This is a genomic window from Bacteroidota bacterium, from assembly GCA_016715425.1.
Classification (GTDB): Bacteria; Bacteroidota; Bacteroidia; order Chitinophagales; family BACL12; genus JADKAC01.
In genome coordinates, this window is the sequence record JADKAC010000001.1 from 392,814 (window position 1) to 418,959 (window position 26,146).

Consider the following 26,146-nt stretch of genomic DNA (forward strand, 5'->3'; position numbering starts at 1 on the left):
GATTGTATTGAAAAATTATCTTTCACTTATAAAATTCAGTCATACCATTTTCGCATTACCATTTGCAATGATTGGTTTTGTGTTAGGTATTGTCTGGGGCAAAGGCGATTTTTATTGGACGGATTTAATTTTAGTTTTAGGATGTATGGTATTTGGCAGAAGTGCGGCAATGGCTTTTAACCGATATATTGATCGTGATATTGATAAATTAAATATGCGCACACTAAGCAGAGAAATTCCTGCCGGTATTCTTTCAGGTTCTCGGGTATTGCTTTTTGTAATTCTTAATTGTATAGCATTTATTGTTTGTGCGGGATTTCTGAATACTCTTTGTCTGTGGTTGTCACCAGTTGCTTTATTAATTATTCTGGGATACAGTTATACAAAAAGATTTACCTGGTTATGCCATTTTGTTTTAGGGTTGGGATTATCGCTTGCACCAATCGGAGCTTATATAGCAGTAACAGAACATTTCAATCTATTACCTATTTTATATTCAATGGCAGTGTTAACTTGGGTGAGTGGATTTGATATTATTTATGCATTGCAAGATGAAGAATTTGACAACACACATAAATTGTTTTCTATACCTGCAGCAATAGGTAAAAAAAATGCGCTTATGCTTTCAAACATAGTGCATGGAATTACTGCAATACTTTTAATTATAGCAGGAGTAATCGGTCCTTTTAGTTTTTTATATTTCATTGGTGCAGCTATTTTTATTAGTATGTTAATTTATCAGCACATCATTGTAAAACCCAATGATCTTTCAAAAGTGAATTTAGCTTTTTTTACAACCAATGGAATTGCAAGTGTGATTTTTGGAATATTTACAATAACTGATTTGCTTATTTAATATGGCTAGAATAATGGCAATTGATTATGGAGCCCGTCGTGTAGGTATCGCAGTTACAGATCCCTTGCAAATTATTGCAACTGCTTTAACAACTGTGCCCACAGAAAAAATTTTTGAATATCTTGCAGCATACTTTAAAAATGAACAAGTTGAAAAAATAGTGGTTGGTTACCCCACAGGACTTGACAGAAAGCCAACGCATGCTACACCCTTGGTCGAAATATTTATAACCGGATTAAAAAAAAGATGGCCGGATATTGAGTTAACTACTTGGGACGAAACTTTTACATCTAAAATGGCTGTTAGGTCAATGATAGAAAGTGGGATGAAAAAAAAACAGCGTAGAGATAAATCCATTATTGATAAAGTGAGCGCCGTTATAATTTTACAAGAATATTTGCAACACCAATAATATGATATTACCAATAGTAGGTTACGGAAACCCGGTTTTGAAAAAAGTTTCTGATGAAATTGCACCTGACTATCCTGAACTTAAAACGTTTATTCAGGATATGTGGGAAACCATGTATAATGGGAAAGGAGTGGGACTTGCGGCTCCGCAAGTAGGAATTGATATCCGCATATTTGTAATGGACAGTGAACAGTTAGTGAAAGAAAATGAGGACATGGAAGAGGATGATGAAAAATATAAAATTACCCGGGGTATTAAACGTGTATTTATAAATCCTACTATTTTAAATGAAACAGGAGATGCATGGGTGTATGAAGAAGGTTGTTTAAGTATACCTGATATCAGAGTTAAAATTTCCAGAACTGAGTTTGTTGAAATAAGTTATTTCAATGAAAATTTTGAAGAACAAACAGAACGGTTTGATGGAATGAATGCCCGCATTATTCAACATGAATACGATCATCTGCAAGGGATTTTAATAACGGATAGAGTTTCGCCATTAAAAAAGAGTCTGTTAAAAGGAAAACTTGAAAATATCCGTAAAGGCAAAGTGGATGTAAAATATAGGATGCGTTTTGCCGCTTCTAAATAATATTATTTATTGCTTTTGAAATCGCCACGTTTCCAGGCTTCAAAAAATTCAATCCAGTTAAATACGTTGAAAATTGTTAACGGAGGATTTTGTCCCGCATAGTATAATTCTTTACCGATTTGCTTTGTGTAATAATCCTGATTTGCATCTGCATCATAACCCATTGCAAGCCCCATTTCTTTCATTTGTTCACGCTCCAGATTTTTTCTTGCTATATCATAATAATTATCAGGTACATCGTAAGCAAGAAAAGCTTCTTTAAAATCTTTAGGTGTCGGCCATGGATAAATAATGGTTTCGGCAAGAAAAACAGTATCGCTGGTGAGTAATTGTATAACCGAATACCTATTCTCTTTAAGGCCGGTGGGAATTACATAACTATCTTCTTTAAAGCCTACTGCTGAAAACATTATGGTGTCGCCTTCTTGTGCTACAAAGGAGAAAAAGCCTTTAATATTTGTAGAGGTACCACGCAGTGTTGCTTTCTCATAAATATTTACAAAAGGAATTCCGATAAGGCTATCGCTCGTCATTACAATACCGGTAAATTGAATTAATTTCTCTGAATTTACCTGTGCTGTTACACGAATACCAATCATTAATATAAATAAAAACAGAAACTTGTGCATTCTGCAAATCTAATTATAGAAACGTGGAATTCAATATGTTTAAAGTAATTGTGAAATACCTTTTATGGATTCCATTGCGATGAAAACGCATCAGTAGGTAAAATACTAAATGAATTTCTATGATTGATGGAAGAAGAAACACTAAACTCTGTCAATAATGTATTCGAGTTTATATTCATACTTGATGTTGGAGTTTCTGTTTGCATAATATTAATGTAATCAGCAGCAGAAAAAGTATATGCATCTTGCATTATAATGCGAGCAACAAAATGACCGGCAATTACAATAACTATGGCGAGTGAACTATAATATTTTTTCATAACAGCGGCTTTTTATTAATTGATTCCACTAAATTAAAGTGAATCCATAGCGCTGCAAAAGACAATTGAGTAATGCTATCAGCTACATTTTTTAAAAGATTTGTGGAACTAAAGAAGCATATCCTTATATACTGTTGGTTTAACAAGATGTTAATTGAATTTTTAATGACAAATAATTCAGTTTATCGGTAACTAGGCATAAAAAAAAACCGGCAATTGTAGCCGGTTTCTATAAAATTTACTATCGTTATTTCTGGATCTTAATCTTTTTCACAACACGATCTGTATCTGTTTGTATATCTAGGAAATATATTCCCTCAGGTAATCCTGTAAGATCAATACGAATATTTAAAGAGTTGATCTCCATATTTACAATAACATTACCTACAAGATTTAGAATTGAAATATTACCAATGCATTTCTGATCTAATTCAATCAGGATATAATCAGATGCGGGATTTGGATAAATATTGACAATTAGGTTTGTCAGTTCAATTGATCCTGACTCAAAATTTCCCCGGGCATCACCTGAATTATTTTCAATTTGGAGAGGCTCACTCACTGTATTTTCAGTGTTATTCAAGGCGCCTCCTACGTTTCCATTATCAGGAGTAAAAGTGGTAATGTCAGGTTTAAAACCACCAAGATTTTCAATTTCAGGATTTGTGGTGCTTCCGGATCTTACATTAGCTTGTGCAAAAATAATTGCGGTTGAAAGCAGAAATATTACGATTGATAAAAATCTTTTCATACGCTTTTTGGCTATTGGTTGTTAAATATTATGACTAAATTAAGACGTAAGATAACTAAAATAAAATACAAATTAAGGTTGGTATCGGTTCGTGATGATTGTGAATACAATGTTGGAAACTTTGCAAAACACACATAATCAATCAAATATTGGATTAATATTTTGTAAAAATGGAGTAAATTATCCCGATATATGTTATAAAATCCACTAATCAGATGCTACATTTAATCTATGAGTAAATTTATCGGGTAATTATTATGCACCAAAACAAGTCGATTTCCATACTTAAAACTTTCTCCTCAGGAGAAATGAGACAATTTGAAGATTTTGTAAATTCTCCTTATTACAATAAAAATTATCAAGTGAGCCGAGCCTTTGAAATTATTAAGGAGTCTTATCCCAAGTTCGAAGCTTCACAATTAGATCGTAATATTTTATTTGCAAAAATATTCCCAGAAGAAACTTACAACGAACAAAAACTGCGATATCTGTTAACTGATTTAACTAAGATGATTGAAGAGTTTTTATGTGTGAGGGCAATTGCAGATGAAGAACTATTTAAGCTGCATCTTTTGCTTTACACATATCGCATACGCAAATTGGAAAAACCTTTTTTAAATATTTATAAAACAGCACAAAAACTTTTGGAGGACTGGCCTCGCCGTGATGTTTCTCATAGTTTTTATGAATATCTGATTGAGGAAGATATGTATCGGTTTTCGAGTGATAAACAAGAACACATGCAAAAATCGAATTTGCAAAAAGTGGTGGATAGTCTTGACAAATATTTTATTCTAAATAAAATGCGATACAGTGCAGAAATACTTAATAATAGAAATGTGGTTGCTATTAATTATAAACTGTTTTTGTATGAGGAAATAATGAATCATCTCCGCAATAATCCTTTGGAAGATGTGCCCGCAGCAAAGGTTTATTACACTGTAATTCAAACATTGACTGAGCCGGATAATAAGTTGCACTTACTGTCTTTACTACAATTATTAAAAGATTATCGTGATATCTTTTCCAAAGATGAGTTGTTTGATATGTATGTGTATGCAAAAAACTTTTGCATCAGACGAATTAATAATGGCGCTACGGAATATATACGGGAGCTTTTTGATTTATATAAAATAATATTGGATAACAGAATTATTTTCAGAGATAATTATATGTCACAATGGGATTATAAGAATATTGTCTATCTCGGATTGCGGCTTGAAGAATATAGCTGGGTGAAAAATTTTATTATTAAATACAATGAAGAACTGGATCCCAAAACACGGAAGAATGCAATGAGTTATAACATGGCTTATTATCACTTCTTTCTAAATAATTATGATGAAACATTAACCTTGCTGAGATCTGTTGAATTTTCTGATGTGTATTATCATCTCGATTCAAAATCTCTTTTGATGAAAACGTATTACGAGTTGGAAGAAACTGAACCGTTTTTTTCATTAATTGATGCATTCAAAGTGTATATTAAACGCAACAAACAGATCCCGCATTCTCAAAAAAATAATTACAACAATCTTATTAAACTTATCAGCAAACTGTATAAGTGGAAAATAAATCCTAAAAAGGATATTAAGAAATTAGCAGATGAAATAGAACACACCAAACCGGTTGCCGATATTATCTGGTTGAAAAAAAAGCTGGCACAAGCTGAAGAAAGAGCAATTAAGCTTAGTGAAAGTTGGCGATAATCTGCATTCTATTCCTGAATTTTTCAGTGATTTATATCATTAATTAACTATCCGTTTCACAGAAGATTGTAGAAGCGGTTATTTACCTTTGCAACAGAAATTAAATCATTAAAATAATATTATTTATTATGCTAAAACTGAGGTTTACTTCAAAAGATACTTTCGAGTCCAGACATATCGGACCAAGAGGAAATGATATTCCAGAAATGCTGAAAAAGATTGGCAATGACAGCATTGATCAACTGATAGATCAAACTATTCCTGAACATATTCGTCTTAACCGAAATCTGGAATTGGATGCTCCATTAACTGAATATGAATATCTCGCTAACCTGCGCAAAATCGCTGCGAAGAATAAAGTGTTCAGGAGTTATATCGGCATGGGATATTACAATACAATTGTACCTTCAGTTATCAGAAGAAATATTTTGGAAAATCCGGGTTGGTACACACAGTACACTCCTTATCAGGCAGAGATTGCGCAAGGAAGGTTAGAGGCATTATTAAATTTTCAAACTGTGGTTGCAGGGCTTACAGGTTTGGAAATTGCAAATGCTTCTTTGTTGGATGAAGGAACGGCGGCAGCAGAAGCAATGGATATGTTTTTTTATCACAAAAACAATAAGGATTTTGCTTCACCAAAATTCTTTGTTGATAATAAGTGCTTTCCGCAAACGATTGATGTGCTGAAAACAAAAGCTGCACCACTTGGAATTGAACTTGTATTTGGTGATTTTAAATCAATACAATTAGACAATACTTTCTTTGGTGTTTTATTGCAATATCCAAATGCAGAAGGTGCAGTATATGATTATTCTGATTTTATTAAAACAGCACATACCCATGAAATTTATGTAACAATGGCTGCGGATATTTTAGCACTTGCATTATTAAAATCTCCCGGAACTTTAGGTGCTGATTGTGCTGTAGGAAATACACAACGCTTGGGTGTACCTATGGGATTTGGTGGTCCGCATGCCGCATATTTTGCAACTAAAGATGAATTTAAAAGAGATATTCCCGGAAGAATAATTGGTGTTTCCATTGACAAGTACGGTAACAATGCGTTGCGTATGGCATTGCAAACTCGTGAGCAACATATTCGCAGAGAAAAAGCAACTTCAAACATTTGTACTGCACAAGCATTGCTTGCAATTATGGCGGGAATGTATGCCGTATATCATGGTGAAGAAGGTATTAAAAATATTGCAACCCAAGTGCATGGCTTAACTTGTTTATTGAAAAATGGATTGGAAAAATTAGGCTATAAAATTTTGAATGAATCCTTTTTTGATACAATCACTATTGAAGCATCAGGAAAAATAGATGCGATTAAAAAACAAGCACTTGATGCAGAAATGAATTTCTTTTATGGAGAAAATAATATTTCAATAGCGCTTGATGAAACTTCAAATTTGCAGGACGTAACAGATATTATTAATGTATTTGCAAATGCATCAGGCAAAAGCAATGGTCAATCTCCTGATACAAAAAATGTAACCTCATCACTGCAAAATAATCTGCTCAGAGAAGATGATTTTTTATCACATCCTATCTTTAATTTATATCACAGCGAAAGTGAAATGATGCGGTATATTAAACGATTGGAAAATAAAGATCTTTCATTAACTACATCCATGATTCCATTGGGATCCTGTACAATGAAATTAAATGCTGCTACGGAATTGTTTCCGATTACATGGCCGGAGTTCAGTGCTATGCATCCGTTTGTTCCAAAAGATCAGGTGAAAGGCTACTATGAAATATTAACTGAGCTTGAAAAAGATTTATGTGAGATCACAAGATTTGATGCATGTTCATTACAACCGAATTCAGGTGCGCAAGGCGAGTTTGCAGGCTTAATGGTAATTCGTGCTTATCATATTGATAAAGGTGATTCGCACCGCAAAGTAGTTTTAATTCCGGCTTCTGCTCATGGAACAAATCCGGCGAGCGCAGTAATGGCAGGAATGAAAGTAGTTGTTATTAAAAATGATGCTTTAGGAATTATTGATATTGAAGATTTAAAAAATAAAGCACAGCTACATAAAAATGATCTTTCCTGTTTAATGGTTACTTATCCTTCTACTTATGGAGTGTATGAAGAAGCTATCACCGAGATATGTAATATTATTCATGAGAATGGCGGATTAGTTTATATGGATGGTGCAAATATGAATGCACAAGTGGGTTTGACCAGTCCTGCAAAAATTGGTGCCGATGTTTGTCATTTGAATTTGCATAAAACATTTGCAATTCCTCATGGCGGCGGCGGTCCGGGCATGGGACCTATTTGTGTAAACGAAAAATTAAAACCGTTTTTACCCAAACATTCATTTGTGGAAACCGGTGGTGAAAAAGGAATTAATTCGGTGAATAGTGCACCATTTGGAAGTGCAAGTATTTTATTGATTTCTTATGCATATATAAAAATGTTGGGAGCTGATGGTTGTACAAATGCAACGAAGTTTGCAATCCTAAATGCGAATTATTTAAAAGCATGTTTAGAAAAACAATATGATGTGTTGTATTCCGGTGAATATGGTAAAGTAGCACATGAATTTATTATTGATTTCAGAAAATGGAAAAACAGTATTCATCTTGAAGTAGAAGATATTGCAAAGCGATTAATGGATTATGCATTTCATGCACCCACTGTTTCTTTTCCGGTTGCAGGCACATTAATGATTGAACCAACAGAGAGTGAAAGCAAAGAAGAGTTAGACAGATTTGTGGAAGCAATGCTTTCTATCCGTGCGGAAATTGAAGAGATTGAAAATGGAAAAGCAGATCAAGTGAATAATGTTTTGAAAAATGCACCGCATATTTTAAATGATATTACAAGTGATTCCTGGAGTCATCCTTACACAAGAGATAAAGCTGCATTTCCTGCACCGTATGTGCGTGATAGAAAATTCTGGCCCAGTGTTGCAAGAATAAATAATACACATGGTGATCGCAATTTAATTTGTGTGTGTCCACCAATGGAAGATTATATAGTGGCAGAAGAAGTAAATGTGTAAATAAAAATATTTTATGAATCCAATTCCTAATTATGTAAGTGCTGAAGAAGCATTGCAATGTATTCATTCAGGTGATACTGTGTTTATTCAAGGCAGTGCGCAAACACCAATTGTTATGCTACATAAGCTTGCGGAACGGAAAGATGAACTTCGTCATGTGCAACTTGTCTTCATAAGTTTATACGGCGATATCATGTTGGATAAACCGGAATTTGAAGAAGCATTCGATTTAAATTCCATGTTTGTTTCAGGAACGCTCCGCAATGCAGTGAATGAAGGAAGAGCAGATTATATTCCTGTTTTTTTAAGTGAAATTCCGGAGTTGTTTAAACAAAAAATTCTGGATTTGGATGTTGCAATAGTGCAGGTTTCTCCGCCCGATAAACACGGCTATTGTTCGTTGGGTGTATCAGTAGATATTGCACGCACTGCAGTAAATACAGCTAAGCTTGTAATTGCACAAGTAAATCCGAATGTTCCTCGCACACATGGTGATAGTTTAATTCATTCTACACGCTTTCATAAAATGGTTTGGATAGAATCACCTTTACTTGAAATAACATTTGGAGAAGAGATTTTGGAGAGTGATGCATTGATAGGAAAATATATTGCAGAATTAATTGATGATGGCAGCACTTTACAAATGGGAATCGGATCGATACCGGAAGCTGTATTGCGATGTCTTACCAATCATAAAAATTTGGGTGTACATACTGAAATGTTTTCGGATGGATTAATACCCTTATTTGAAAGTGATGTTGTGAATAATAAATTTAAAGTGATAGAGCCAAACAGAACTGTAACCGGTTTTGCTCTTGGTACAAAAAAGTTATATGATTACGTGCATGATAATCCGGGGTTTGCATTTATGGATATTGATTATGTGAATGAACCTGCAGTGATAAAATTAAATCCAAAAGTATGTGCAATTAATAGTTGTATAGAGGTAGATCTTACCGGACAAGTAGTTTCTGATTCAATTGGTACATATCAATATTCAGGTGTGGGCGGACAAATGGATTTTATTCGTGGTGCTGCATTAAGTGTAGGAGGTAAACCTATTATCGCACTTTCATCAAGAACGAAAAAAGGTATTTCACGTATTGTGCCGATACTTAAACCCGGTGCCGGTGTAGTTACCACTCGTGCGCATGTGCGCTATATAGTTACGGAGTATGGTGTTGCATTTTTATTCGGGAAAAATTTACGACAGCGGGCAAAAGCATTAATCGAAATTGCACATCCGGAGGATAGAGAGTTGTTACATAAATCTTGTTATGAGCGATTCAAAATTTTTGTATAAATAGAATTGGGTTCAATTAAAAGTTAGTAAAGTAATTCGTAATAAGTTGTGTCAAATGCTGGGCAATAAATAGTATCTGTATTTACCGCAACACCATTTAATCCCCAGTAAATTACAATATTAGTATTTCCATTAATTTGAAAGGTCATTAGAGAATCTATTTCATTCCCATAAAAATGAGCAGTAAATGGACCATTAATTCCTAATTGATCCCAAGGTTCTGAAGGTAAAATATTTTGAACATGCAATTTTATATATCCTTCAGGACTTAATAGCACATCTTTAATTTCACCATATTGTATAAAGGTAAGTCCAGTGCTTTCTATATAATGTTCCTTATTTGCTAGCAGGGCATAACCATATCCAATTATTTTTTCGAATTCAAACTCAAAATTTCCATACACATCAGTTACTAAGGAATCCTTATAATAATATCCAGCACCTGGGGAGTCACCGCTTTCTAATAAATAAATTGTGGCATTTGGAATACATTCGCCTGTTGTTTTATCTCTCACAATCCCGCTTACTCCGGTATAAGGTTCAGGTGTATAATTCAAATCACAAGCAGCTAAAATGAAAACTATGCTGCAAATAAATAAAAATATAGAGTATTTAAATTGCATGCATCTTTTTTTGGATTATCTAAGTTAATGCAGGAAAAAATAAAAAGCGAATTTATTTTAAGGTAAAGAAAAGAGTGAATAGGTTTTATTTTAATATTTGCGATTATAATGTGTGATTTAATAAAAAGAAAAATAAAATTTTATTAAGGATAGTCAGGTTCTCAAAGGCTAACGCACAAGGCTATGTTTTGAGGAATCTGCTGGCACGTTGGGGGAACATGGCGGGAAGGAAAAAGAGCGAATGAAGTTTATTCTCCACGGTTGTCGGCCAATCCGATTTATTAATTAAAAATTCTAATCGCTATTTTTTTACTACTGGATTTAATAATTAACCCAGCATTTAAATTTTCAAAATTTAATCTGTTACATACCTATTTAATCCGGAAAATCTTTTACGGATTGGACGCCAACCGTGGAGAATAAAAAATTTAATTACTCTTCGGTAAATCCGTGTAAGGAAAATGTTGTACTTGTATTTAAACTATTTATTTTCCGCAAAATAATTTTCCGGATATAAAATTTGTAGGTGATTGCATTGTGATTGTGTAAATACCTGTCGGAATATTTATATCAATTAATTCATCCTTTTGAGTAATTGTTTTTGTAAATACTTTCTTACCGGCAATATCATAAATTGAAAGATTTGTATCTCTAAATAAGTCGTAAGAATGCACATGAAGTTGAGCATCGGCATAATAAATATTTGCTGACGATTGAAGTGATTGTATAGAAACAGGTAAATTCAATTCAACACCATTTGAAACATCTGAAACACTCATAGGGTAAGTTGCAAAATGGTTATAACTTAACACACCTGCATAATAAATAACTCCGGGAACAATATCAAATCCAAAAATGTCTTTTACATCTTCAGTAAAATTTGCAGTTATATTTTCACCGGTAGGCAAAATAGAAGTAAATCTATCCTCTGGTAAAGCCAAAGCAAATTCTGTTGTAAAATATGCACTTTCGTTTGTTGGAGAAATAAAAACATGATAAGCATCAATGGCAGATTCTTCTTCTGCTTTTGTAAAATTCACTTGTAAATCAGTTACATTTAAGTTGTCCGAAATATCTGAAAGTAAAACATCCGAAACTTTACCGGTAGCCTCAGCAATTGTTCCAGTAGTTCTGCCCGCAATTATAGGTACATCAGGTAATGATTCATAAGCATAATCGTGAATTGTTATTTCATAAAATTCATTCATACTCATGCGTATCCAGCCGTAATGATATTCACTATCAATTTTAAATTTGATGGCGCAAAATTTTTCAGATTTATTTACCCATGATCCCAGCATCTGACCACTACCATAACAAGGGTAATCATCTTGTGAAACTGATGCAAATATTATTTCTTCATTTGCAAACTGCATATCTGCGCTTATGGTATCTTCTGCATTGAGTACAGGTGCTACTTTCTGCACATTTAAATATGAAGAACATTCTCGAAATGAACTGTCCAAAATATATCCTGCCGCATTGCTTCCCAAAGGTTGAATAGCAGCGAAATACTCATATCCTGCATAGGCAGTAAAACCCCAACTATACACTTGAAAATGGAAATCGTTGGTTCCATCGCCATTTATATCCATATCAAAACCATCATCATAATATGGCAATAGCATTTCATCCGGATCTATATCTGTGTAAATGATTTGTGCATCAGATTTCTGAGCAATTAATAAAAAAGATACACTTAATGCAGAATAACCAATCAGCATTGTATTGAGGTTTGTTATTTTCTTTTTCATAATAATGCTTTATCAAATGTAAATATAATCTCAGATTATTTGTAAACCTATCATCACTTTAATTGACTGATATATTATGACTAATTGTTTACGTTATCTCCAACTCTGCTTTAGAATTATTGTAGGTTAATCCTGCAAATGCATTTAAATCATTCACCATCGCAAATTGTTTTATACTGCTTGGAATTTGTGAATTACTTGTAATAAAATACCGATGATCATCTCCTTTTTCTTTTAATTTAAGATCATGTAAATTATTTGCATTCACCGGAATAATAATTCCAACTTTCATTTTTTTCTTGTGCAATCCTGTTGTACCTAATCGGTCTTTCATTGCAAATAAAAATCGTGAAAGTGAAAGTGCGGAATCATCCATTCTGTAAAACACAAATACTTTTTCTGCAATTCTATCTACGTTTTCCAAAATACATTCTGGTTCAAATACATCATTATCTAAATCGGGTGCCATCATAAATGCTTGTTGAAATTTCGGGAGCTTTGCTTTTTTATATCTGGTAATCTTTTTTACAAAATATCCGAACACCTGATTACCCATTGACTGTGTCATGATGCTGAAATTTTTTTGATACACATTTTTATAGAAATCCGCATCCTCTTTTTTTACATATTGCTCACCAAAACGCCATAGCTTTTCATAAAAATTAGAGAGAATATTACCACATGCTTTTGTTCTTTCTAAAGTTTGATTCCAATTAACCATTCCAATTTTTTCGGGTAATATCTTTCCGGTTTGGCTTGGCCAATTATACATGATAATGCGTTTAAAAGGACTGTTAGGATCAGTTATATATTTCTCATGCATTTGTTTTAAAAAATCAATTGCCTTGGCTTGAGATACCCAAAATCCGAAGAGAAAAATTAAAGTTTGATTTTGTGTTGTATTTCCCGATTCATATTCTGTTTTAATATCCTGATATAATTCAGCAAAAAAACGTTGTGATCCTTTTAATTTTTCAATAGAACCTAAGCGGGAATATTGCACCTGCGTTTTATTTTTAGAAATTTCATCTTCATTTTTTAATTCAGGAATTATTTCAACAGAATTGTCGGCACAATTAAAAAATGCAAATCTTGTATTATACACTTCCTGAGTATCCCAATCATCTAAGAATACTTCTTTTTCAAATTGCCATGCATAATTGCGATTGCTAAAAATGTAATGGCGAGTCGTAGTTGATTTCATATTGTTGGATTTACAACATCTAATCTACATATTAAATAATAAAGTTGAAATAAGTATCTATGAAATAATCATTTACTTTGTGGGCATAACAAAGAAAAATTATGGGACCTATATCACAATTCATGCAACATCATTATCGTCATTTCAATTCAGCCGCTTTAATGGATGCAGCTAAAGGATATGAAACACATTTGAATGAAGGTGGGAAGATGATGATTACACTTGCCGGTGCAATGAGTACTGCTGAACTTGGAATTTCACTGGCAGAAATTATTCGTCAGGGGAAAGTAGATATCATATCATGTACCGGTGCAAATCTTGAAGAAGATATTATGAATCTTGTGGCGCATACGCATTATGAACGTGTCCCTAATTGGCGTGATTTAACACCGCAAGATGAATGGGCTTTATTGGAAAAAGGTTTGAATAGAGTAACGGATACTTGCATTCCTGAAGAAGAAGCATTTAGAAAAATTCAAAAACATATTCATAAGATATGGAAAGATGCACAAACAGCAGGTGAGAGATATTTTCCTCATGAATATATGTATAAATTATTGTTGAGTGGTGTGATGGAAAATGATTATGAAATTGATAAAAAAAATAGTTGGATGCTTGCAGCAGCAGAAAAAAATATTCCGATCATAGTTCCAGGCTGGGAAGATAGTACGATGGGAAATATTTTTGCTTCTTATTGTATCAAAGGTGAATTGAATCCTTCCACTATGAAATCAGGTATTGAATACATGATGTTTTTAACTGAATGGTATAGAAGTAATTCAGCAGGTAAAGGAGTTGGATTTTTCCAGATTGGTGGTGGTATTGCAGGTGATTTTCCTATTTGTGTTGTGCCGATGATGTATCAGGATTTGGAATGGCATGATGTACCGTTCTGGAGTTATTTCTGTCAGATTAGTGATTCAACCACTTCTTATGGTTCTTATTCAGGAGCAGTACCCAATGAAAAAATTACATGGGGGAAATTAGATATCAATACACCGAAATTTATAATCGAAAGCGATGCCACCATTGTAGCACCACTTATTTTCGCATGGTTATTAGGTTGGTAAAAAAATATTGATTATTCTAATTTATCACCAATAGTATAGCTTAATCCAATACCGAATATTTCTTTGAATTGTGTTCTGGGTCCTTCATCAATTTGAACATTAGCGTCATTATAAATTGGAATAATTATATCATGATCATAAATTACTTCTAGGTATAAAGAGAGGGTAAATAATTTTCCAAGGGCATAGGAAAATGTATTATAAAAATTCACATCAATATTTCCTCGATTTTTTTTAATAGGATCAGTAAAATTATTGAACAAAGTAAGTTTACCAGTGGTATTGAATTTTGGTGCAAGATCAACACTAAGGGTAGCAATTAACGAAGCACCAAATTCACTGCGAAAGCTATCACCATCTGTTACAATATTTCCCAAAGAATCAATTACACCTGGAGTATTTCCGTAAGTACCCAATGCAGCGATATAGGGATCCATAACAAATGTAAATTTTCCGGTTGCAGGCGAGAGATAAAGTGAAAAATATTCGGTGGGTTTATAATCTAAACCAGCCGATAATGTGAGATATCCCGGGGCCAAAAAGTCTGAAATTGGAGTGGTTGCTTCTGGATCCACAATGTAATCATATCCCGGTCTGAATTGCGAAAGAAAGTTTACCAAACCTGCATAATAAAATTTACCAAACGCATATCTGCCATATTTGGAGTTAAGTTCCATACGGTCATTATTTTTTCTGATATCCTGATTATCATTTGCAGTAACCACACCGTAATTCAGCATGATCATATTATCCCACGATGATTTTTCGAAATTATAATTCGCATATAAATTAATAAATGCATTTCCGGAAAATGAATTTTCACCACCAGATGCCCAGTTGGTTAAACTGTTTTGATTAAAGGTTAAAGTAGATAATCCGCCAACTGTCCAGATAGTATCTATTTGTGAAAATGTATTTGCAATAGAAAATGAAAATACAGCGAGAATAAAAATTATTTTTTTCATAGTTTGTTTTTTGAATTAAAAAAAAATTCCATAAATCGTAATTCATGGAATTAATTGTAAATAATATAAAAGCAGTTTATTTTTTTAGTAAATCTCTGATTTCCATAAGTAACACTTCAGATGAAGTTGGCGCTGGTGGTGCAGCAGGTACGGCTTCTACTTTTTTCTTCATTGAATTAATTCCTTTGATAACCATGAACATTACAAAGGCAATAATTATAAATTCAATGGCTGTTGAAATAAATGTTCCGTATTGAATAGCAACTTCTGCATTTGCTACTTTTCCTTCCGCATCCATTGTGGCATCTTTAATTACATATTTCCAATCTGACATATCTTTGCCTTGAATCATTCCGATTGGAGGCATTACGATACCATTAATAAATGTAGTGGTAACTTTTGCAAAAGCGGCGCCCATTACAAAGCCCACAGCAATATCTACAAGGTTGCCTTTCATGGCAAACTCCTTAAATTCTTTCAACATTCCCATAAAATTTCAGTTTTAGTTTAAATTAATTTGATTCAGGATAAATATTCTTTATAAACTTTTAAGAAGAAGGAAACACATCAAGCGTCAATTTGTTTATTTAAAAATTGATCATAACCTTTTCAACGTTGCGCAACATTTCTACATGTTCAATTCCATCCAAAAGATAAGTATCGCTATTCACAACAAAGCCATAATTTTCATAAAACCTTAACAGGTATTGTTGGGCTTCTAAACGGATTGAAACTTTTCCGTAACGGTCGTCAATAAACGCCATTGCTTTTTCCATCAATATTTTTCCCAATCCTGTTCCACGCACGTCTGTATGTGTTGCAATTCTGCCGATGGAAACATCGGGGACTGTAACACTTGGTTGCACAATGCGACAATAAGCAAGCACTCTTCCATCATCATCTACACCAAAAATATGTTCGCTAAACTGATCCTTTCCATCCGCATCCAAATAAGCACAATTCTGCTCTACCACAAACACTTCCTGTCGTAAACGGAAGATTGCATTCAGTTCAAATACATTCATTTGATGAAAACTCCGGATCTTCCACAATAAATTTTTCATAAGGTTTTTGTAATTACAATTCAATTTTATCAAACACATTTTTCTTTTTCTAGGTTTGTTGATAATTTGATATTAACTGTGAATAAAACGAGGGTATTGTATAGCGAATCTGGACTTAATCTAAATTGACAGTTAACATTGACTATTGACATAGACCATTGACAAAATACTCATCACCTATCACTCATTATTGATTACTCATTAATTTTTTTTTCATTTACCATTTACGCTTTACAATTGCTAATTGTTAATTGCCTATTGTTTATTGCTTATTCACCCTTCACCATAGTCAATTCTGCCTGCCAAAATTTTTCAATTAAAGTTTCCAAATTTTCTTTTTGTTCTGCCTTAATTCGAATATTGAAATTACATTGAGTACCATATTCTATTTCAAAAACAGATGCACCCATTTGGTTGAGTGCATGAATGAGATTATTAAAATATTGCTCTTCAACAGAAACGGAATAGTGATGAAAAATATCTTTAATAATTACTGTATTATTTTCAATTGCATTTTCGGCTGCTGTTTTATATGCACGAATAAGTCCGGGGATACCTAATTTTTTTCCACCATAATAACGTACAACACAAATCGCAATATTGGTGAGTTGATGACTGCGCAATACATTAAGAACAGGTAAGCCAGACGAACCTGCAGGCTCACCATCATCGCTGCTTTTTTCTATTTCATTATTTATACCCAAGCGATAAGCAAACACAATATGCACTGCTTTATGATGTAATTTTTTTAATTGAGTTTTATAGGTATTAATATCACTTTCAGAATTAATGGGATAAGCAAATGCAAGAAACTTACTAGACAATTCTGAATAACTTCCTTCTGAATTAGTATTGATGGTTCTATATTGATTGGATAATTGCATTTCACCAAAACTAATTCTTTGCCTATAGACTATTGACAATGACTATTTACCATTGACTATTGACAAAAACTAACTATTAATTTCATTACCGATTTATTTTTTCACTCACTACTCACCATTAACTATTAACTACTCGTTCCGAACAAGTAATTTCACTAATAGAAAACAAATCAAGCAATGAAGAAATATCCATTTATCTCCTATCATCATGCAACATACTCCAATAAAGAAATGGAGGAGAGAAGCAAAACTTTTTATGCATTTATGCAGAAGAGAAGATCGGTGAGAATGTTTAGCAGCGACCCCATTCCTGATGAAGTAATTAATAATATTATTATGACAGCATCCACTGCTCCATCAGGTGCAAATAAACAACCCTGGACTTATTGTATCGTTACGAATCAAGAATTAAAACATGCAATTCGAATGGCTGCCGAGAAAGAAGAAAAAGAAAGTTATGATAGGCGCATGCCTGCCGATTGGTTAGAGGATCTTGCTCCATTAGGTACGGATTGGCATAAAGAATTTTTGGAAATTGCGCCTGTATTAATCGTGGTTTTTAAACGTAATTATGAAATAGTGGATGGACGTAAAAAGAATAATTATTATGTAAGCGAATCTGTGGGACTCTCCTGCGGAATGTTGTTGGCGGCAATTCATAATGCGGGATTAATTGCACTTACACATACACCAAGTCCGATGAATTTTCTGAAAGAATTATTGAAGCGACCTGAAAATGAAAGTCCATATTTATTAATACCTGTTGGTAAACCACATCCTGAAACTACAGTGCCTGATATTCAAAGAAAAAAAATGGAAAGTGTGATGATAACGTATTAAAAATGTTGTCACAGAGTGGAGAAGAAAGTAAGAATAAAAATTTGAATCATGCAGTCTTTTACTTGCGCACTTCATCATAGTTTCTAAATTCGCTTCTCGTAACAATGACCTCTTTAGGAATAAACATCAACTGGGAATCTGTAGGGCTGTTTGCACGCAACATTTCTAATACTACCACCTTTGACGAAACCTGTCAGGTTATTGGCAATTTTATAATTGACAGTATAGGCTTGGAATATTGCATGGTATTTTCTCAGGAACAAAAGGACGGAGTATATATTCGCCGGTCACTAATAACCCGTTCAAAATATTCAAATGGTATTATAGATTTTCCGGTATATCTGAAATCAACCGATGCTTTTGAGCGTATAAAAAAAGATGTTTGCAAAATCATCAGACATGATAGATCAGGATTCTTTGAATCAGAACCAATGACTTCCGGTTCCTATTTAGTGATTCCTGCCGGGGCAGATGAATTTCCGTATGCATGTATAATTGCGGGTGATAGTGGCAATATTGAAATTGCCAGTGGAGATAAAGAATTGGTTCGGGCAATATGCAGTATAGCGGCTGGTGCGCTGGCAAAATTTCAAGTTGTAAATAATGCGATAGCAAAGGATAATAGTTATCAAGATTTAAATATTGATCAATCACGCCAATTAAAAAATATCAATGATAAACTGATTCGTTCCAATGATGAATTGAAACAATTTGCATATTCTGCTTCACATGATTTACAGGAACCATTGCGCACCATTTCTAATTATATTGGATTGTTTTTCAGGCGATATGGATCTATCATTGATAATGAAGGAAAAGAATATCTGGAGTATGCAAAGGATGGAGCAGAACGCATGCATAACATGATAAAAGATTTGCTTGCTTATTCACGATTAGATTATATTGAAGAACCGATGAGTGAGTTTAATGGTGAAATAATGCTGGAAGAAGTGATGCGGAATATCAAAGTGAGTATAGAGGAAAATGATGCCATTGTTTTCTATAATGATTTGCCCGGTGATATGAAAGGATATCAAAAAGAAATTGTAAGATTATTTCAAAACCTGATTGAAAATGCTGTAAAATTTAAGGGTGGTGCCGCACCTATGATTTTTTATAGAAGTAAAAGATTTAAAAAATAAATGGGAATTTGGTGTCACCGATAATGTAATTGGAATAGATAAATCTTTTCACGATAAAATTTTCCAATTCTTCTCACGCTTACATTCGTCAGCCGAATATAAAGGGTCAGGATTGGGCCTATCCATCTGCAAAAAAATTGTTGAGAAACATAGTGGTGAAATCGATGTTGTTTCATTTCCACAAGAGGGAAGTACCTTCCGTTTTACTTTAGCCAAATAATAATTTTAAATTTTGGTGTTTATTTTTACTGAATGGCTGTAATCAATTCCTTCGAATTTTATTATTTATCTACATGTGATACGTGTCGCAGAATTATGAAGGAATTGGAAATTGCAAAATATCCATTTCGATTTCAGGATATTAAAACTGAAAAAATTACACCAGCACAAATTGATTTTTTAGCAAATAGGGCAGGAGGTTATGCACCTTTGTTCAGCCTAGTTGCAAGAAAGTATACAGAATTGAATCTTAAAAATCAACAACTTTCTGAAATGGATTACCGGAATTATATTCTTGAAGATTACACATTTTTAAAACGACCTGTAGTTGTAATTGGTGAAAATATATTTATTGGAAATGCAGCCAATAATATTAAGAATGTAAGAAAACAGTTGAGCAAAATAAAAAATGAATTTTCTAAATAATGAAAAGCAACTGCTTTTAGTAATCAGATTTTATTGTCAATCTATTCTCCTTTTTAACAATAATATTTTCAATTGAAATAAAATATTGAATAACTTCAAACTTCAAACTTGTAACAATGAAAACTTCTACTCCTCTTTTACATCTCTCACTGATTACGCTGTTATGTTTAAATATAAATAATGTGCATGCTATTTCCTGCGATGCTGGTGAAGTAGGTGTTGTTATTTTAATTGATCCGGATTCTTGGCCTGCAGAAACATCCTGGGCTATTACGGATGCCGATGGAGTTATTATAGCAGAGGGCGATGCTGAAAGTGATAGCTTATGTGTTGCAGAAGGCACGTGTTATACATTTCATTTGTACGATAGTTATGGTGATGGAATTTATACACCACATGGAGTTGAATTATTTTATGATGGTGCACTACTCGCAACATTTACCGGCGACTTTGATTATTCTACTTCAATAGATATGGGCTGTCCTCCGGGCACTTCTTGTAGCTCTGCATTTGATGTTACAACAGGAACATATACCGCATCTGCTCCGAATACATGGTATAAATTTATACCTGAAGAATTTGGGACTTATCAAATAACTACTTGCGATTTAGAAAATACTTGCAATACACAAATTTGGGTGTATGATCATTGTGCAGGATTAATACCTTCTGAGTTTGCAGAAGGAACTACTTATTACAATGATGATTGGTGTGATGAACAATCTTTTATCAGTGGAATATTTGAAACGGAAAAAGAATATTATATCCGTATCGGTGATATAGAAACTTCTTGTGAGGGTTCCGAAATTAATTGGCAGATAACTTATATAGGTCCACCTTCTGGTTGTACAGATCCTTATCATGTAATTATTCTCCACTTGCAGTTATTGATGATGGCTCTTGTATTTATCCCGGCGATCCGGATTGTCCGCTTGGTCCTGACTTAACTCTTGACTCAACATATTTTGATGGATTACCATACTTCAGTTCAGATTTTAGCATTGAATCGTATAATGCAGATTGGGATGATTGTGCTTTTGAAGAGGCTTGTGTTACAGGTGTAGGTACTCGTTATGTTTTAAAATTTGGTGTGAAGATCGATAATATAGGAGATGTGGATTATCATCTTGGTTCACCGGGTGATGGCGCTCCGGGATTTATTTATAGTCCGTGTCATGGTCATTGGCATTATGCTGATTATGGTGAATATATTTTGTATGATGAGTTTGGAAATGAAATTCCTTCAGGACATAAAAATGGGTATGCAGTTATGGATGTCGGTTGTTTTGATGGTACTCCAAAATATGGTGGAGGCAATATGGGAATCTCCGCCGGATGTTATGATATTTATGGTCGAGGTACCAGTTGTCAATGGGTCGATTTAACTGATATTCCTGATGGTAATTATACATTGGTTGCAAGAGTTAACTGGCTGAATAATCCGGATGCAGATGGCAATACAGAAATAAATCTCTCTAATAATTGGACTAGCGTATGTATCAATCTTGAAAGAGATGCGCCGGGTGATATGCCAACAGTTACAAGGGTGGATAGCTGTGCACCCTATTATGATTGTTATGGTGAAATTTTGGTTCGGCAAAATATGATTGTAATGGCGAATGTAATGGCTTTGCACGAGTTGGTGATTTAAATGCAGATACTGCCAGAACTGCTGTGGATGTGGATGAATATATAGAAAGAATTTTATCAAATACGATTATTGCAGCTTCTTGTAATGATGCAAATGGTGATGGTGATATAGATGTTTATCATGCGGCAATTGTTGATGGTTGTGCTTGGCAGGAAGTTGGTGTTACGCATATTATTAATTTATGCAATATGCCTTACGGATTTTAAATACTAGTGATACAGTAACTTTCAATATTGGAGAAATAAATACAGCAGAAGAATATATTGATATCTATGCAAAAATATGACTGCGGATATTTTAGGATTTCAATTATCCTTAGATGGACTTATAATTGATTCAATAGAAAAGCTTGCACCATCTATTGAAACAAGTGATTTTCAAATTCAACACAGTGATAAAGAAATTATCGGATTGGGTTATAATGAGCAAGGCTTTATCAAAAATATTACACCACTGCCCTTATTCAGAATATATTTCACTACAATCTATCCTACTACTATTTGCATTGATTATGTAACTACAGCAATTAATGAAGACTATCATGAAGTAGTAGCATTAAAATGATGCATGTTATACACTCACAGCATTAACGATTTAGTATATAGTACTGACTTATTAAATATCAATATATATCCGCATCCGATAACCGAACAATCTGTGTTTAGTTTTAATAATTATCTGCATACAGATTTTTCATTATACCTGTATGATTTTACCGGAAGATTATTGCGGGAATATCCTACCACTTCCGATGATGAATTTATAATTACTAAAGAGGAGCTTCCTTCCGGTATGTATATTTATAAATTAAAAGCGAACAAATTTCCAGTCAAGGGAAATTTATAATTCAATAGATTTTAATGCAATTTTAAGAACATTGTTATAAAATTGCCTTCTCATTAAATTTAAATTGTTGCATGCGTATAGGGATAGATGCAAAACGTATTTTCATAATGCCACAGGTTTAGGCAACGGTAATCGCACATTAATTCAGATGTTGATAGACCATCATCCGGAACATGATTATGTGTTATTTACTAATGGCATTAAAATAAATCCGCATATACGAGGTAATTCGAAGTGTTTAAATATACAGGCGCATTCAAAGGCTTGTGGCGCAGCAGAGGAATTGCAAAGGATTTAATAAAAAAACAAATTGATCTTTTTGGGACCCTCAATGAAATTCCATTTACTTTAAAAAATATTGACATGCCATCTATAGTGTTGATGCATGATATTATATTTAAAAGATATCCAAATCAATACCCGTTATTTGATAGAGTAGTTTATAATTTTAATCCAAATATGCTTGCAAAATGCATCGCATATTTAGCCAAGCAAGTGAAACAACAAAACAGGATATTATTGAATACTATAATATTTCTCCGGATAGAATTTCTGTGATCTATCAAAGTTGTGATGCTTCTTATTTTCAGAATCTAAACAGATTTCAAATACAAACAGTTAAAGACAAGTATGCTTTGCGGAGAAATTTATTTTAAATGTGGGTTCGGTAATTGAAAGAAAAAATTTGTTGAATGTATGTAAGGCATTTTTGTTAATTCCGGAAGCAGATAGAATACCTGTTGTAGTAATTGGAAAAGGAAAAGCATATGAAAAGCAGGTAAAGGATTTTATAAGAATAAATAATCTTGAACAATGGTTTGTATTTCTTACCAATGTCCTAATGCAGATTTACCTCCAATTTATCATCTTGCAGAATGCACTATTTATCCTTCTTATTGCGAGGGATTTGGAATACCTGTTTTTGGAAAGTATGGTGTGTGGAGTGCCGGTAATCACAAGCAATATTTCATCAATGCTTGGAAGTGGCGGGCGATGCTGCAGTCTATTTTGATCCTTATGACGCAAAGAGTATTGCAGATGCAATTATGCAGGTACATAGCGATCCTGATTTAAGAAATACGATGATTGAAAAAGGCAGAAGGCAAGTCAAGAAATTTACAGGAACTGATTTAGCTGATCAATGGAATACTGTATTCAGAAAAGTCAATTCAGAACAACAACGCATTTCAGCTTAACTTAGCAACAAATATTTTTGTATGGAAAATTTAGGTGTAGGTTCCCGTATTAAACACAGTAATCTTGGTGTTGGTGTAATCGTACATGTGCACAAACGCCTATAGGAAATTTGTTTTTTTGATGCAGGTATGAAAAATATTTCACGTTCGGAAGAGATGGAAATTATTGAAGCTATTGCACAAGAATATTCTGAAAGTTTTAATGAAGCAGAAGATGCATTAATGAAAATTTGCAAACATGGAGTGATGTAACTGAGGTGATTCATATTGCAGATAAATGGGAGAAAGGTAATTTGATTTTACAACCCTTTTGATAAGAATCTAGCGAATAAAGAAATTCCTATAGAAACATTTTTCATAAGATAGTAATGTTGCGTGATCGCTTGCGAGTAATGGAACAAAAAATAAATGCCCATCCCAAATTTACCGATGCAGAGAAAGTGGAAATGCAACAACAATACATCACCAGAATTTATGGTAGCCTTACCACATTTAATGTCTTATTCAAATTGAAAGCAGATTATTTTGAAGGAGAAAAATCTAAAGAATAATTTCTCGATAAATCAGTTAGCTGATAACGTTATAAATAGTTACTGGATTTGCTTTATGTTTTAAACTTACTTCACCCACTTTTACACAATTGAAGGATTGTTTTACTTTTCATAAGAAGATTCACTGATGATAATATTTCCGGTTCAGCGATTGATTGCAATCGCTGAGATGTATCACTGAGTCGCCGATTACTGTATAATCCAAACGTTTGAGATTTGCCGAACCGATATTTCCCGAAATCATTCTCCACTATTAATGCCAATGGACACTTGCGGTTTATAGGAATCAATTTCTGATAAAGCAGGTAATGCATTAATTTTTTCACGTACTGCAAGGCAGGCATCAATCGCACGATCTAAATGAAAATCGCCACGGAATACAGCCATAATTGCATCGCCAATAAATTTATCTATATAACCATTTTGCGCAATTATTTCCTTTCACATTACATCAAAATAATTATTCAGCAATTTCACAACTACATCCGGTTTTGGCAGATTCACTAATATTGGTGAAACTGCATATATCTATAAATGCAACTGTTGCTTCTATGGTTTCATTATCTGTAAGTGAATTTTCAAACTCTTTATTTTCCATGAATGTAGGTACATTTTCATCTACATACATTTTTAGAATATTATTTTCCTTAATAGCTTGAAGCGTTTGCTGCATTTGTCGCACGTGAATAATTGTTTTCTATGGTGAGTGAAAGGTCTTCAAAATTTACCGGCTTGGTTACAAAATCAAAAGCACCACGATTCATGGCAGTACGAATATTCTCCATATCGCCATAAGCAGGAAACCATAACTGTTTTTCAACCGTGGTCGCATCCACTGAGTTTTTGTCAATAGAAAGTCCATCCATTTCAGGCATATTAATATCCTAAGTACAATATCAATATCGGGATTTTCGGACATTTTAATTAAAGACATTTTACCGTTTAAAGCAAATACAAATTCATATTGATGATCCCGTATTTTCTGACGGAATTTTGTTTGATTAAAACCTGAAGATCAAGTTCATCATCTGCAACTAAAATTTTTGTCATACTAATCTGGATTTAAGTTTTTTTTTAATGCAAAAAAGTCACCAGGCTTGGTTAAAAATCATCAGCACCTAACCGTTTTGCAATATTTAGAAGTTTTCAGCATCACCATAAGCAGTAATCATCATCACCACCGGTGGCGGTTCGCGATATTTGGTTTTATTTTTCCAACAATTCCAAGCCGCTCATTCCCGGCATATTAATATCTGAATAATATCAAAACGGCTTCTTGATGCAATTCTCCCAATAGCTCAAAGGCTTCTTCTCCCGAAAAAGCAAACGCAAAATTCCATTTCACCATTTTTTATTTCCTTACGAAATCGTTGTTCAAATAGTACTTGAATATCATGCTCATCTCATCTACTACTAGGATTACTTCATATATAAAATTTAAACCTGTAAAATAATAATAAATTTTGAACCTCTCCTTCTTTTTTGTCTCCACTAACAATTCTCCGCCATGTCCTTTTGTTATAATATCATAACTCAAACTCAATCCCAATCCTGTTCCTTGTCCTGTGGGTTTGGTTGTGAAAGAATGGTTGAAATATTTTATCTAATACTTTTTGAGGGATTCCATTTCCATTATCACTTACTTTTATGTGGAACTACATTTCCGTTTATCTTTCAACCTGAAGTCACCGATACTGTTGGTTCGTAATCAGTACTCCGAATTAATGGGGATTTTTCCTTTCAACACCAATAGTTCGATCGGGACTTTCAGCTTCGCGTTTCATACCACAGCATAAAATGCATTGGTAAGTAAGTTCAAAATTACTCTTCCGATATCTGAGGGATCACATTTATTTTCAATTTCAGATCAAAATCTGTTTTCATTGCTTAGCGTTAAAGTTTTTATCTTTTACTCTCAACCATTATTGAAGTCAGTAAATATTCATCACACAATGCATTAATATCTGTAGGCTCTTTTTGCCCCTGTGCTACTTCTTGAATGTTGCAACATTCCTTTCTGAATGCATCAAGCTCGCTTACCATGATGATTTATTTTTCTTCATTTGATTCGATATCATTTGCAATGATTTTTTACTTCCTCATAATTACCTTTCTT

At 33.5% G+C, this 26,146-nt stretch carries 30 protein-coding genes and 2 pseudogenes; 20 read left to right on the forward strand and 12 right to left on the reverse strand.

The window, feature by feature from the left end; all coding sequences use genetic code 11:
• Positions 1–7 precede the first annotated feature (7 nt).
• Genes IPN31_01680 through IPN31_01690 form a run of 3 tightly spaced genes read left to right on the forward strand, consistent with a single transcriptional unit; the run spans position 8 to position 1,860 of the window.
• Positions 8–856 (forward strand): UbiA family prenyltransferase, encoded by an 849-nt coding sequence (locus IPN31_01680; GenBank protein MBK8680625.1) that lies wholly within the window; start codon positions 8–10, stop codon positions 854–856.
• A gap of 1 nt (position 857) precedes the next feature.
• Positions 858–1,268 (forward strand): Holliday junction resolvase RuvX, encoded by a 411-nt coding sequence (gene ruvX, locus IPN31_01685; protein ID MBK8680626.1) that lies wholly within the window; start codon positions 858–860, stop codon positions 1,266–1,268.
• 1 nt (position 1,269) lies between these two features.
• On the forward strand, positions 1,270–1,860 hold the full coding sequence (locus tag IPN31_01690) for a peptide deformylase (GenBank protein MBK8680627.1): 591 nt from the start codon (positions 1,270–1,272) through the stop codon (positions 1,858–1,860).
• A 2-nt stretch (positions 1,861–1,862) separates the two neighbouring features.
• On the opposite strand, the gene IPN31_01695 is transcribed toward IPN31_01690, so the two are convergent.
• The 3 genes from IPN31_01695 to IPN31_01705 all read right to left on the reverse strand — a co-directional run bounded on the left by IPN31_01695 (position 1,863) and on the right by IPN31_01705 (position 3,560).
• On the reverse strand, positions 1,863–2,489 hold the full coding sequence (locus IPN31_01695) for a carboxypeptidase-like regulatory domain-containing protein (GenBank protein MBK8680628.1): 627 nt from the start codon (positions 2,487–2,489) through the stop codon (positions 1,863–1,865).
• 62 nt (positions 2,490–2,551) lie between these two features.
• Complete coding sequence (locus tag IPN31_01700) at positions 2,552–2,809, reverse strand: hypothetical protein (protein ID MBK8680629.1); 258 nt, start codon at positions 2,807–2,809, stop codon at positions 2,552–2,554.
• A gap of 247 nt (positions 2,810–3,056) precedes the next feature.
• Positions 3,057–3,560, reverse strand: coding sequence for a T9SS type A sorting domain-containing protein (locus IPN31_01705; GenBank protein MBK8680630.1), 504 nt, complete (start codon positions 3,558–3,560; stop codon positions 3,057–3,059).
• Between the two features lie 308 nt (positions 3,561–3,868).
• Between IPN31_01705 and IPN31_01710 the strand changes: the two genes are divergently transcribed.
• The 3 genes from IPN31_01710 (at position 3,869) to IPN31_01720 (ending at position 9,595) form a co-directional block, all read left to right on the forward strand.
• Positions 3,869–5,269, forward strand: coding sequence for a hypothetical protein (locus tag IPN31_01710; GenBank protein MBK8680631.1), 1,401 nt, complete (start codon positions 3,869–3,871; stop codon positions 5,267–5,269).
• 128 nt (positions 5,270–5,397) lie between these two features.
• Positions 5,398–8,292 (forward strand): aminomethyl-transferring glycine dehydrogenase, encoded by a 2,895-nt coding sequence (gene gcvP, locus IPN31_01715; GenBank protein ID MBK8680632.1) that lies wholly within the window; start codon positions 5,398–5,400, stop codon positions 8,290–8,292.
• A 22-nt stretch (positions 8,293–8,314) separates the two neighbouring features.
• Positions 8,315–9,595 carry an acetyl-CoA hydrolase/transferase family protein gene (locus tag IPN31_01720; protein MBK8680633.1) on the forward strand — a complete coding sequence of 427 codons (1,281 nt, stop codon included), beginning with the start codon at positions 8,315–8,317 and terminating at the stop codon, positions 9,593–9,595.
• 23 nt (positions 9,596–9,618) lie between these two features.
• Here the strand turns inward: IPN31_01720 and IPN31_01725 are convergent, their stop codons facing one another.
• From IPN31_01725 to IPN31_01735, 3 genes are all read right to left on the reverse strand, one after another.
• Complete coding sequence (locus tag IPN31_01725) at positions 9,619–10,218, reverse strand: hypothetical protein (GenBank protein ID MBK8680634.1); 600 nt, start codon at positions 10,216–10,218, stop codon at positions 9,619–9,621.
• A 485-nt stretch (positions 10,219–10,703) separates the two neighbouring features.
• Positions 10,704–11,972 (reverse strand): T9SS type A sorting domain-containing protein, encoded by a 1,269-nt coding sequence (locus IPN31_01730; protein MBK8680635.1) that lies wholly within the window; start codon positions 11,970–11,972, stop codon positions 10,704–10,706.
• 88 nt (positions 11,973–12,060) lie between these two features.
• On the reverse strand, positions 12,061–13,176 hold the full coding sequence (locus tag IPN31_01735) for an alpha/beta hydrolase (protein ID MBK8680636.1): 1,116 nt from the start codon (positions 13,174–13,176) through the stop codon (positions 12,061–12,063).
• A gap of 101 nt (positions 13,177–13,277) precedes the next feature.
• Between IPN31_01735 and IPN31_01740 the strand changes: the two genes are divergently transcribed.
• Positions 13,278–14,246 (forward strand): deoxyhypusine synthase family protein, encoded by a 969-nt coding sequence (locus tag IPN31_01740; protein ID MBK8680637.1) that lies wholly within the window; start codon positions 13,278–13,280, stop codon positions 14,244–14,246.
• An 11-nt stretch (positions 14,247–14,257) separates the two neighbouring features.
• Here IPN31_01740 and IPN31_01745 read toward each other — a convergent pair whose 3' ends face one another.
• The 4 genes from IPN31_01745 to IPN31_01760 form a co-directional block, all read right to left on the reverse strand.
• Positions 14,258–15,211: a DUF3078 domain-containing protein gene (locus IPN31_01745; protein ID MBK8680638.1), complete on the reverse strand. Its 954-nt coding sequence runs from the start codon at positions 15,209–15,211 to the stop codon at positions 14,258–14,260.
• A 76-nt stretch (positions 15,212–15,287) separates the two neighbouring features.
• Positions 15,288–15,701 (reverse strand): large-conductance mechanosensitive channel protein MscL, encoded by a 414-nt coding sequence (gene mscL, locus IPN31_01750; protein ID MBK8680639.1) that lies wholly within the window; start codon positions 15,699–15,701, stop codon positions 15,288–15,290.
• Positions 15,702–15,798: 97 nt separating this feature from the next.
• Positions 15,799–16,275 (reverse strand): GNAT family N-acetyltransferase, encoded by a 477-nt coding sequence (locus tag IPN31_01755; protein MBK8680640.1) that lies wholly within the window; start codon positions 16,273–16,275, stop codon positions 15,799–15,801.
• Between the two features lie 269 nt (positions 16,276–16,544).
• Positions 16,545–17,159, reverse strand: a complete 615-nt coding sequence (locus tag IPN31_01760) for a YigZ family protein (GenBank protein MBK8680641.1) — start codon at positions 17,157–17,159, stop codon at positions 16,545–16,547.
• A 177-nt stretch (positions 17,160–17,336) separates the two neighbouring features.
• Here IPN31_01760 and IPN31_01765 point away from each other — a divergent pair, with 177 nt between their 5' ends.
• From IPN31_01765 to IPN31_01825, 13 genes and pseudogenes are all read left to right on the forward strand, one after another.
• Positions 17,337–17,999 carry a nitroreductase family protein gene (locus IPN31_01765; protein MBK8680642.1) on the forward strand — a complete coding sequence of 221 codons (663 nt, stop codon included), beginning with the start codon at positions 17,337–17,339 and terminating at the stop codon, positions 17,997–17,999.
• Positions 18,000–18,103: 104 nt separating this feature from the next.
• Positions 18,104–19,141: a hypothetical protein gene (locus IPN31_01770; GenBank protein ID MBK8680643.1), complete on the forward strand. Its 1,038-nt coding sequence runs from the start codon at positions 18,104–18,106 to the stop codon at positions 19,139–19,141.
• Entirely contained in the window at positions 19,116–19,361 is a 246-nt protein-coding gene (locus tag IPN31_01775; protein MBK8680644.1) for a histidine kinase, read from the forward strand. The genes IPN31_01770 and IPN31_01775 overlap by 26 nt, the downstream gene beginning before the upstream one ends.
• 32 nt (positions 19,362–19,393) lie before the next feature.
• Positions 19,394–19,786: a hypothetical protein gene (locus tag IPN31_01780; GenBank protein ID MBK8680645.1), complete on the forward strand. Its 393-nt coding sequence runs from the start codon at positions 19,394–19,396 to the stop codon at positions 19,784–19,786.
• Between the two features lie 811 nt (positions 19,787–20,597).
• Positions 20,598–21,437 carry a hypothetical protein gene (locus tag IPN31_01785; protein MBK8680646.1) on the forward strand — a complete coding sequence of 280 codons (840 nt, stop codon included), beginning with the start codon at positions 20,598–20,600 and terminating at the stop codon, positions 21,435–21,437.
• Between the two features lie 29 nt (positions 21,438–21,466).
• The gene (locus IPN31_01790; GenBank protein ID MBK8680647.1) at positions 21,467–21,643 is read left to right on the forward strand and encodes a hypothetical protein; all 177 of its coding nucleotides are present in this window, start codon (positions 21,467–21,469) and stop codon (positions 21,641–21,643) included.
• 76 nt (positions 21,644–21,719) lie between these two features.
• Positions 21,720–22,001, forward strand: coding sequence for a hypothetical protein (locus tag IPN31_01795; GenBank protein ID MBK8680648.1), 282 nt, complete (start codon positions 21,720–21,722; stop codon positions 21,999–22,001).
• Between the two features lie 3 nt (positions 22,002–22,004).
• Positions 22,005–22,283: a T9SS type A sorting domain-containing protein gene (locus IPN31_01800; GenBank protein ID MBK8680649.1), complete on the forward strand. Its 279-nt coding sequence runs from the start codon at positions 22,005–22,007 to the stop codon at positions 22,281–22,283.
• A gap of 67 nt (positions 22,284–22,350) precedes the next feature.
• Positions 22,351–22,581: a hypothetical protein gene (locus IPN31_01805; GenBank protein ID MBK8680650.1), complete on the forward strand. Its 231-nt coding sequence runs from the start codon at positions 22,351–22,353 to the stop codon at positions 22,579–22,581.
• A gap of 172 nt (positions 22,582–22,753) precedes the next feature.
• A complete protein-coding gene (locus IPN31_01810; GenBank protein ID MBK8680651.1) occupies positions 22,754–22,939 on the forward strand; it encodes a hypothetical protein in 186 nt (61 codons plus the stop codon).
• 2 nt (positions 22,940–22,941) lie between these two features.
• Positions 22,942–23,295, forward strand: a complete 354-nt coding sequence (locus tag IPN31_01815; protein MBK8680652.1) for a glycosyltransferase — start codon at positions 22,942–22,944, stop codon at positions 23,293–23,295.
• Entirely contained in the window at positions 23,267–23,479 is a 213-nt protein-coding gene (locus IPN31_01820; protein ID MBK8680653.1) for a hypothetical protein, read from the forward strand. The genes IPN31_01815 and IPN31_01820 overlap by 29 nt, the downstream gene beginning before the upstream one ends.
• A gap of 21 nt (positions 23,480–23,500) precedes the next feature.
• A pseudogene (locus IPN31_01825) lies at positions 23,501–24,030 on the forward strand (hypothetical protein).
• A 16-nt stretch (positions 24,031–24,046) separates the two neighbouring features.
• On the opposite strand, the pseudogene IPN31_01830 reads toward IPN31_01825, so the two are convergent.
• Both IPN31_01830 and IPN31_01835 read right to left on the reverse strand, forming a co-directional pair.
• Positions 24,047–25,080, reverse strand: a pseudogene (locus IPN31_01830) (response regulator).
• Positions 25,081–25,932: 852 nt separating this feature from the next.
• A complete protein-coding gene (locus tag IPN31_01835) occupies positions 25,933–26,073 on the reverse strand; it encodes a hypothetical protein (protein MBK8680654.1) in 141 nt (46 codons plus the stop codon).
• Between the last annotated feature and the right edge of the window lie 73 nt (positions 26,074–26,146).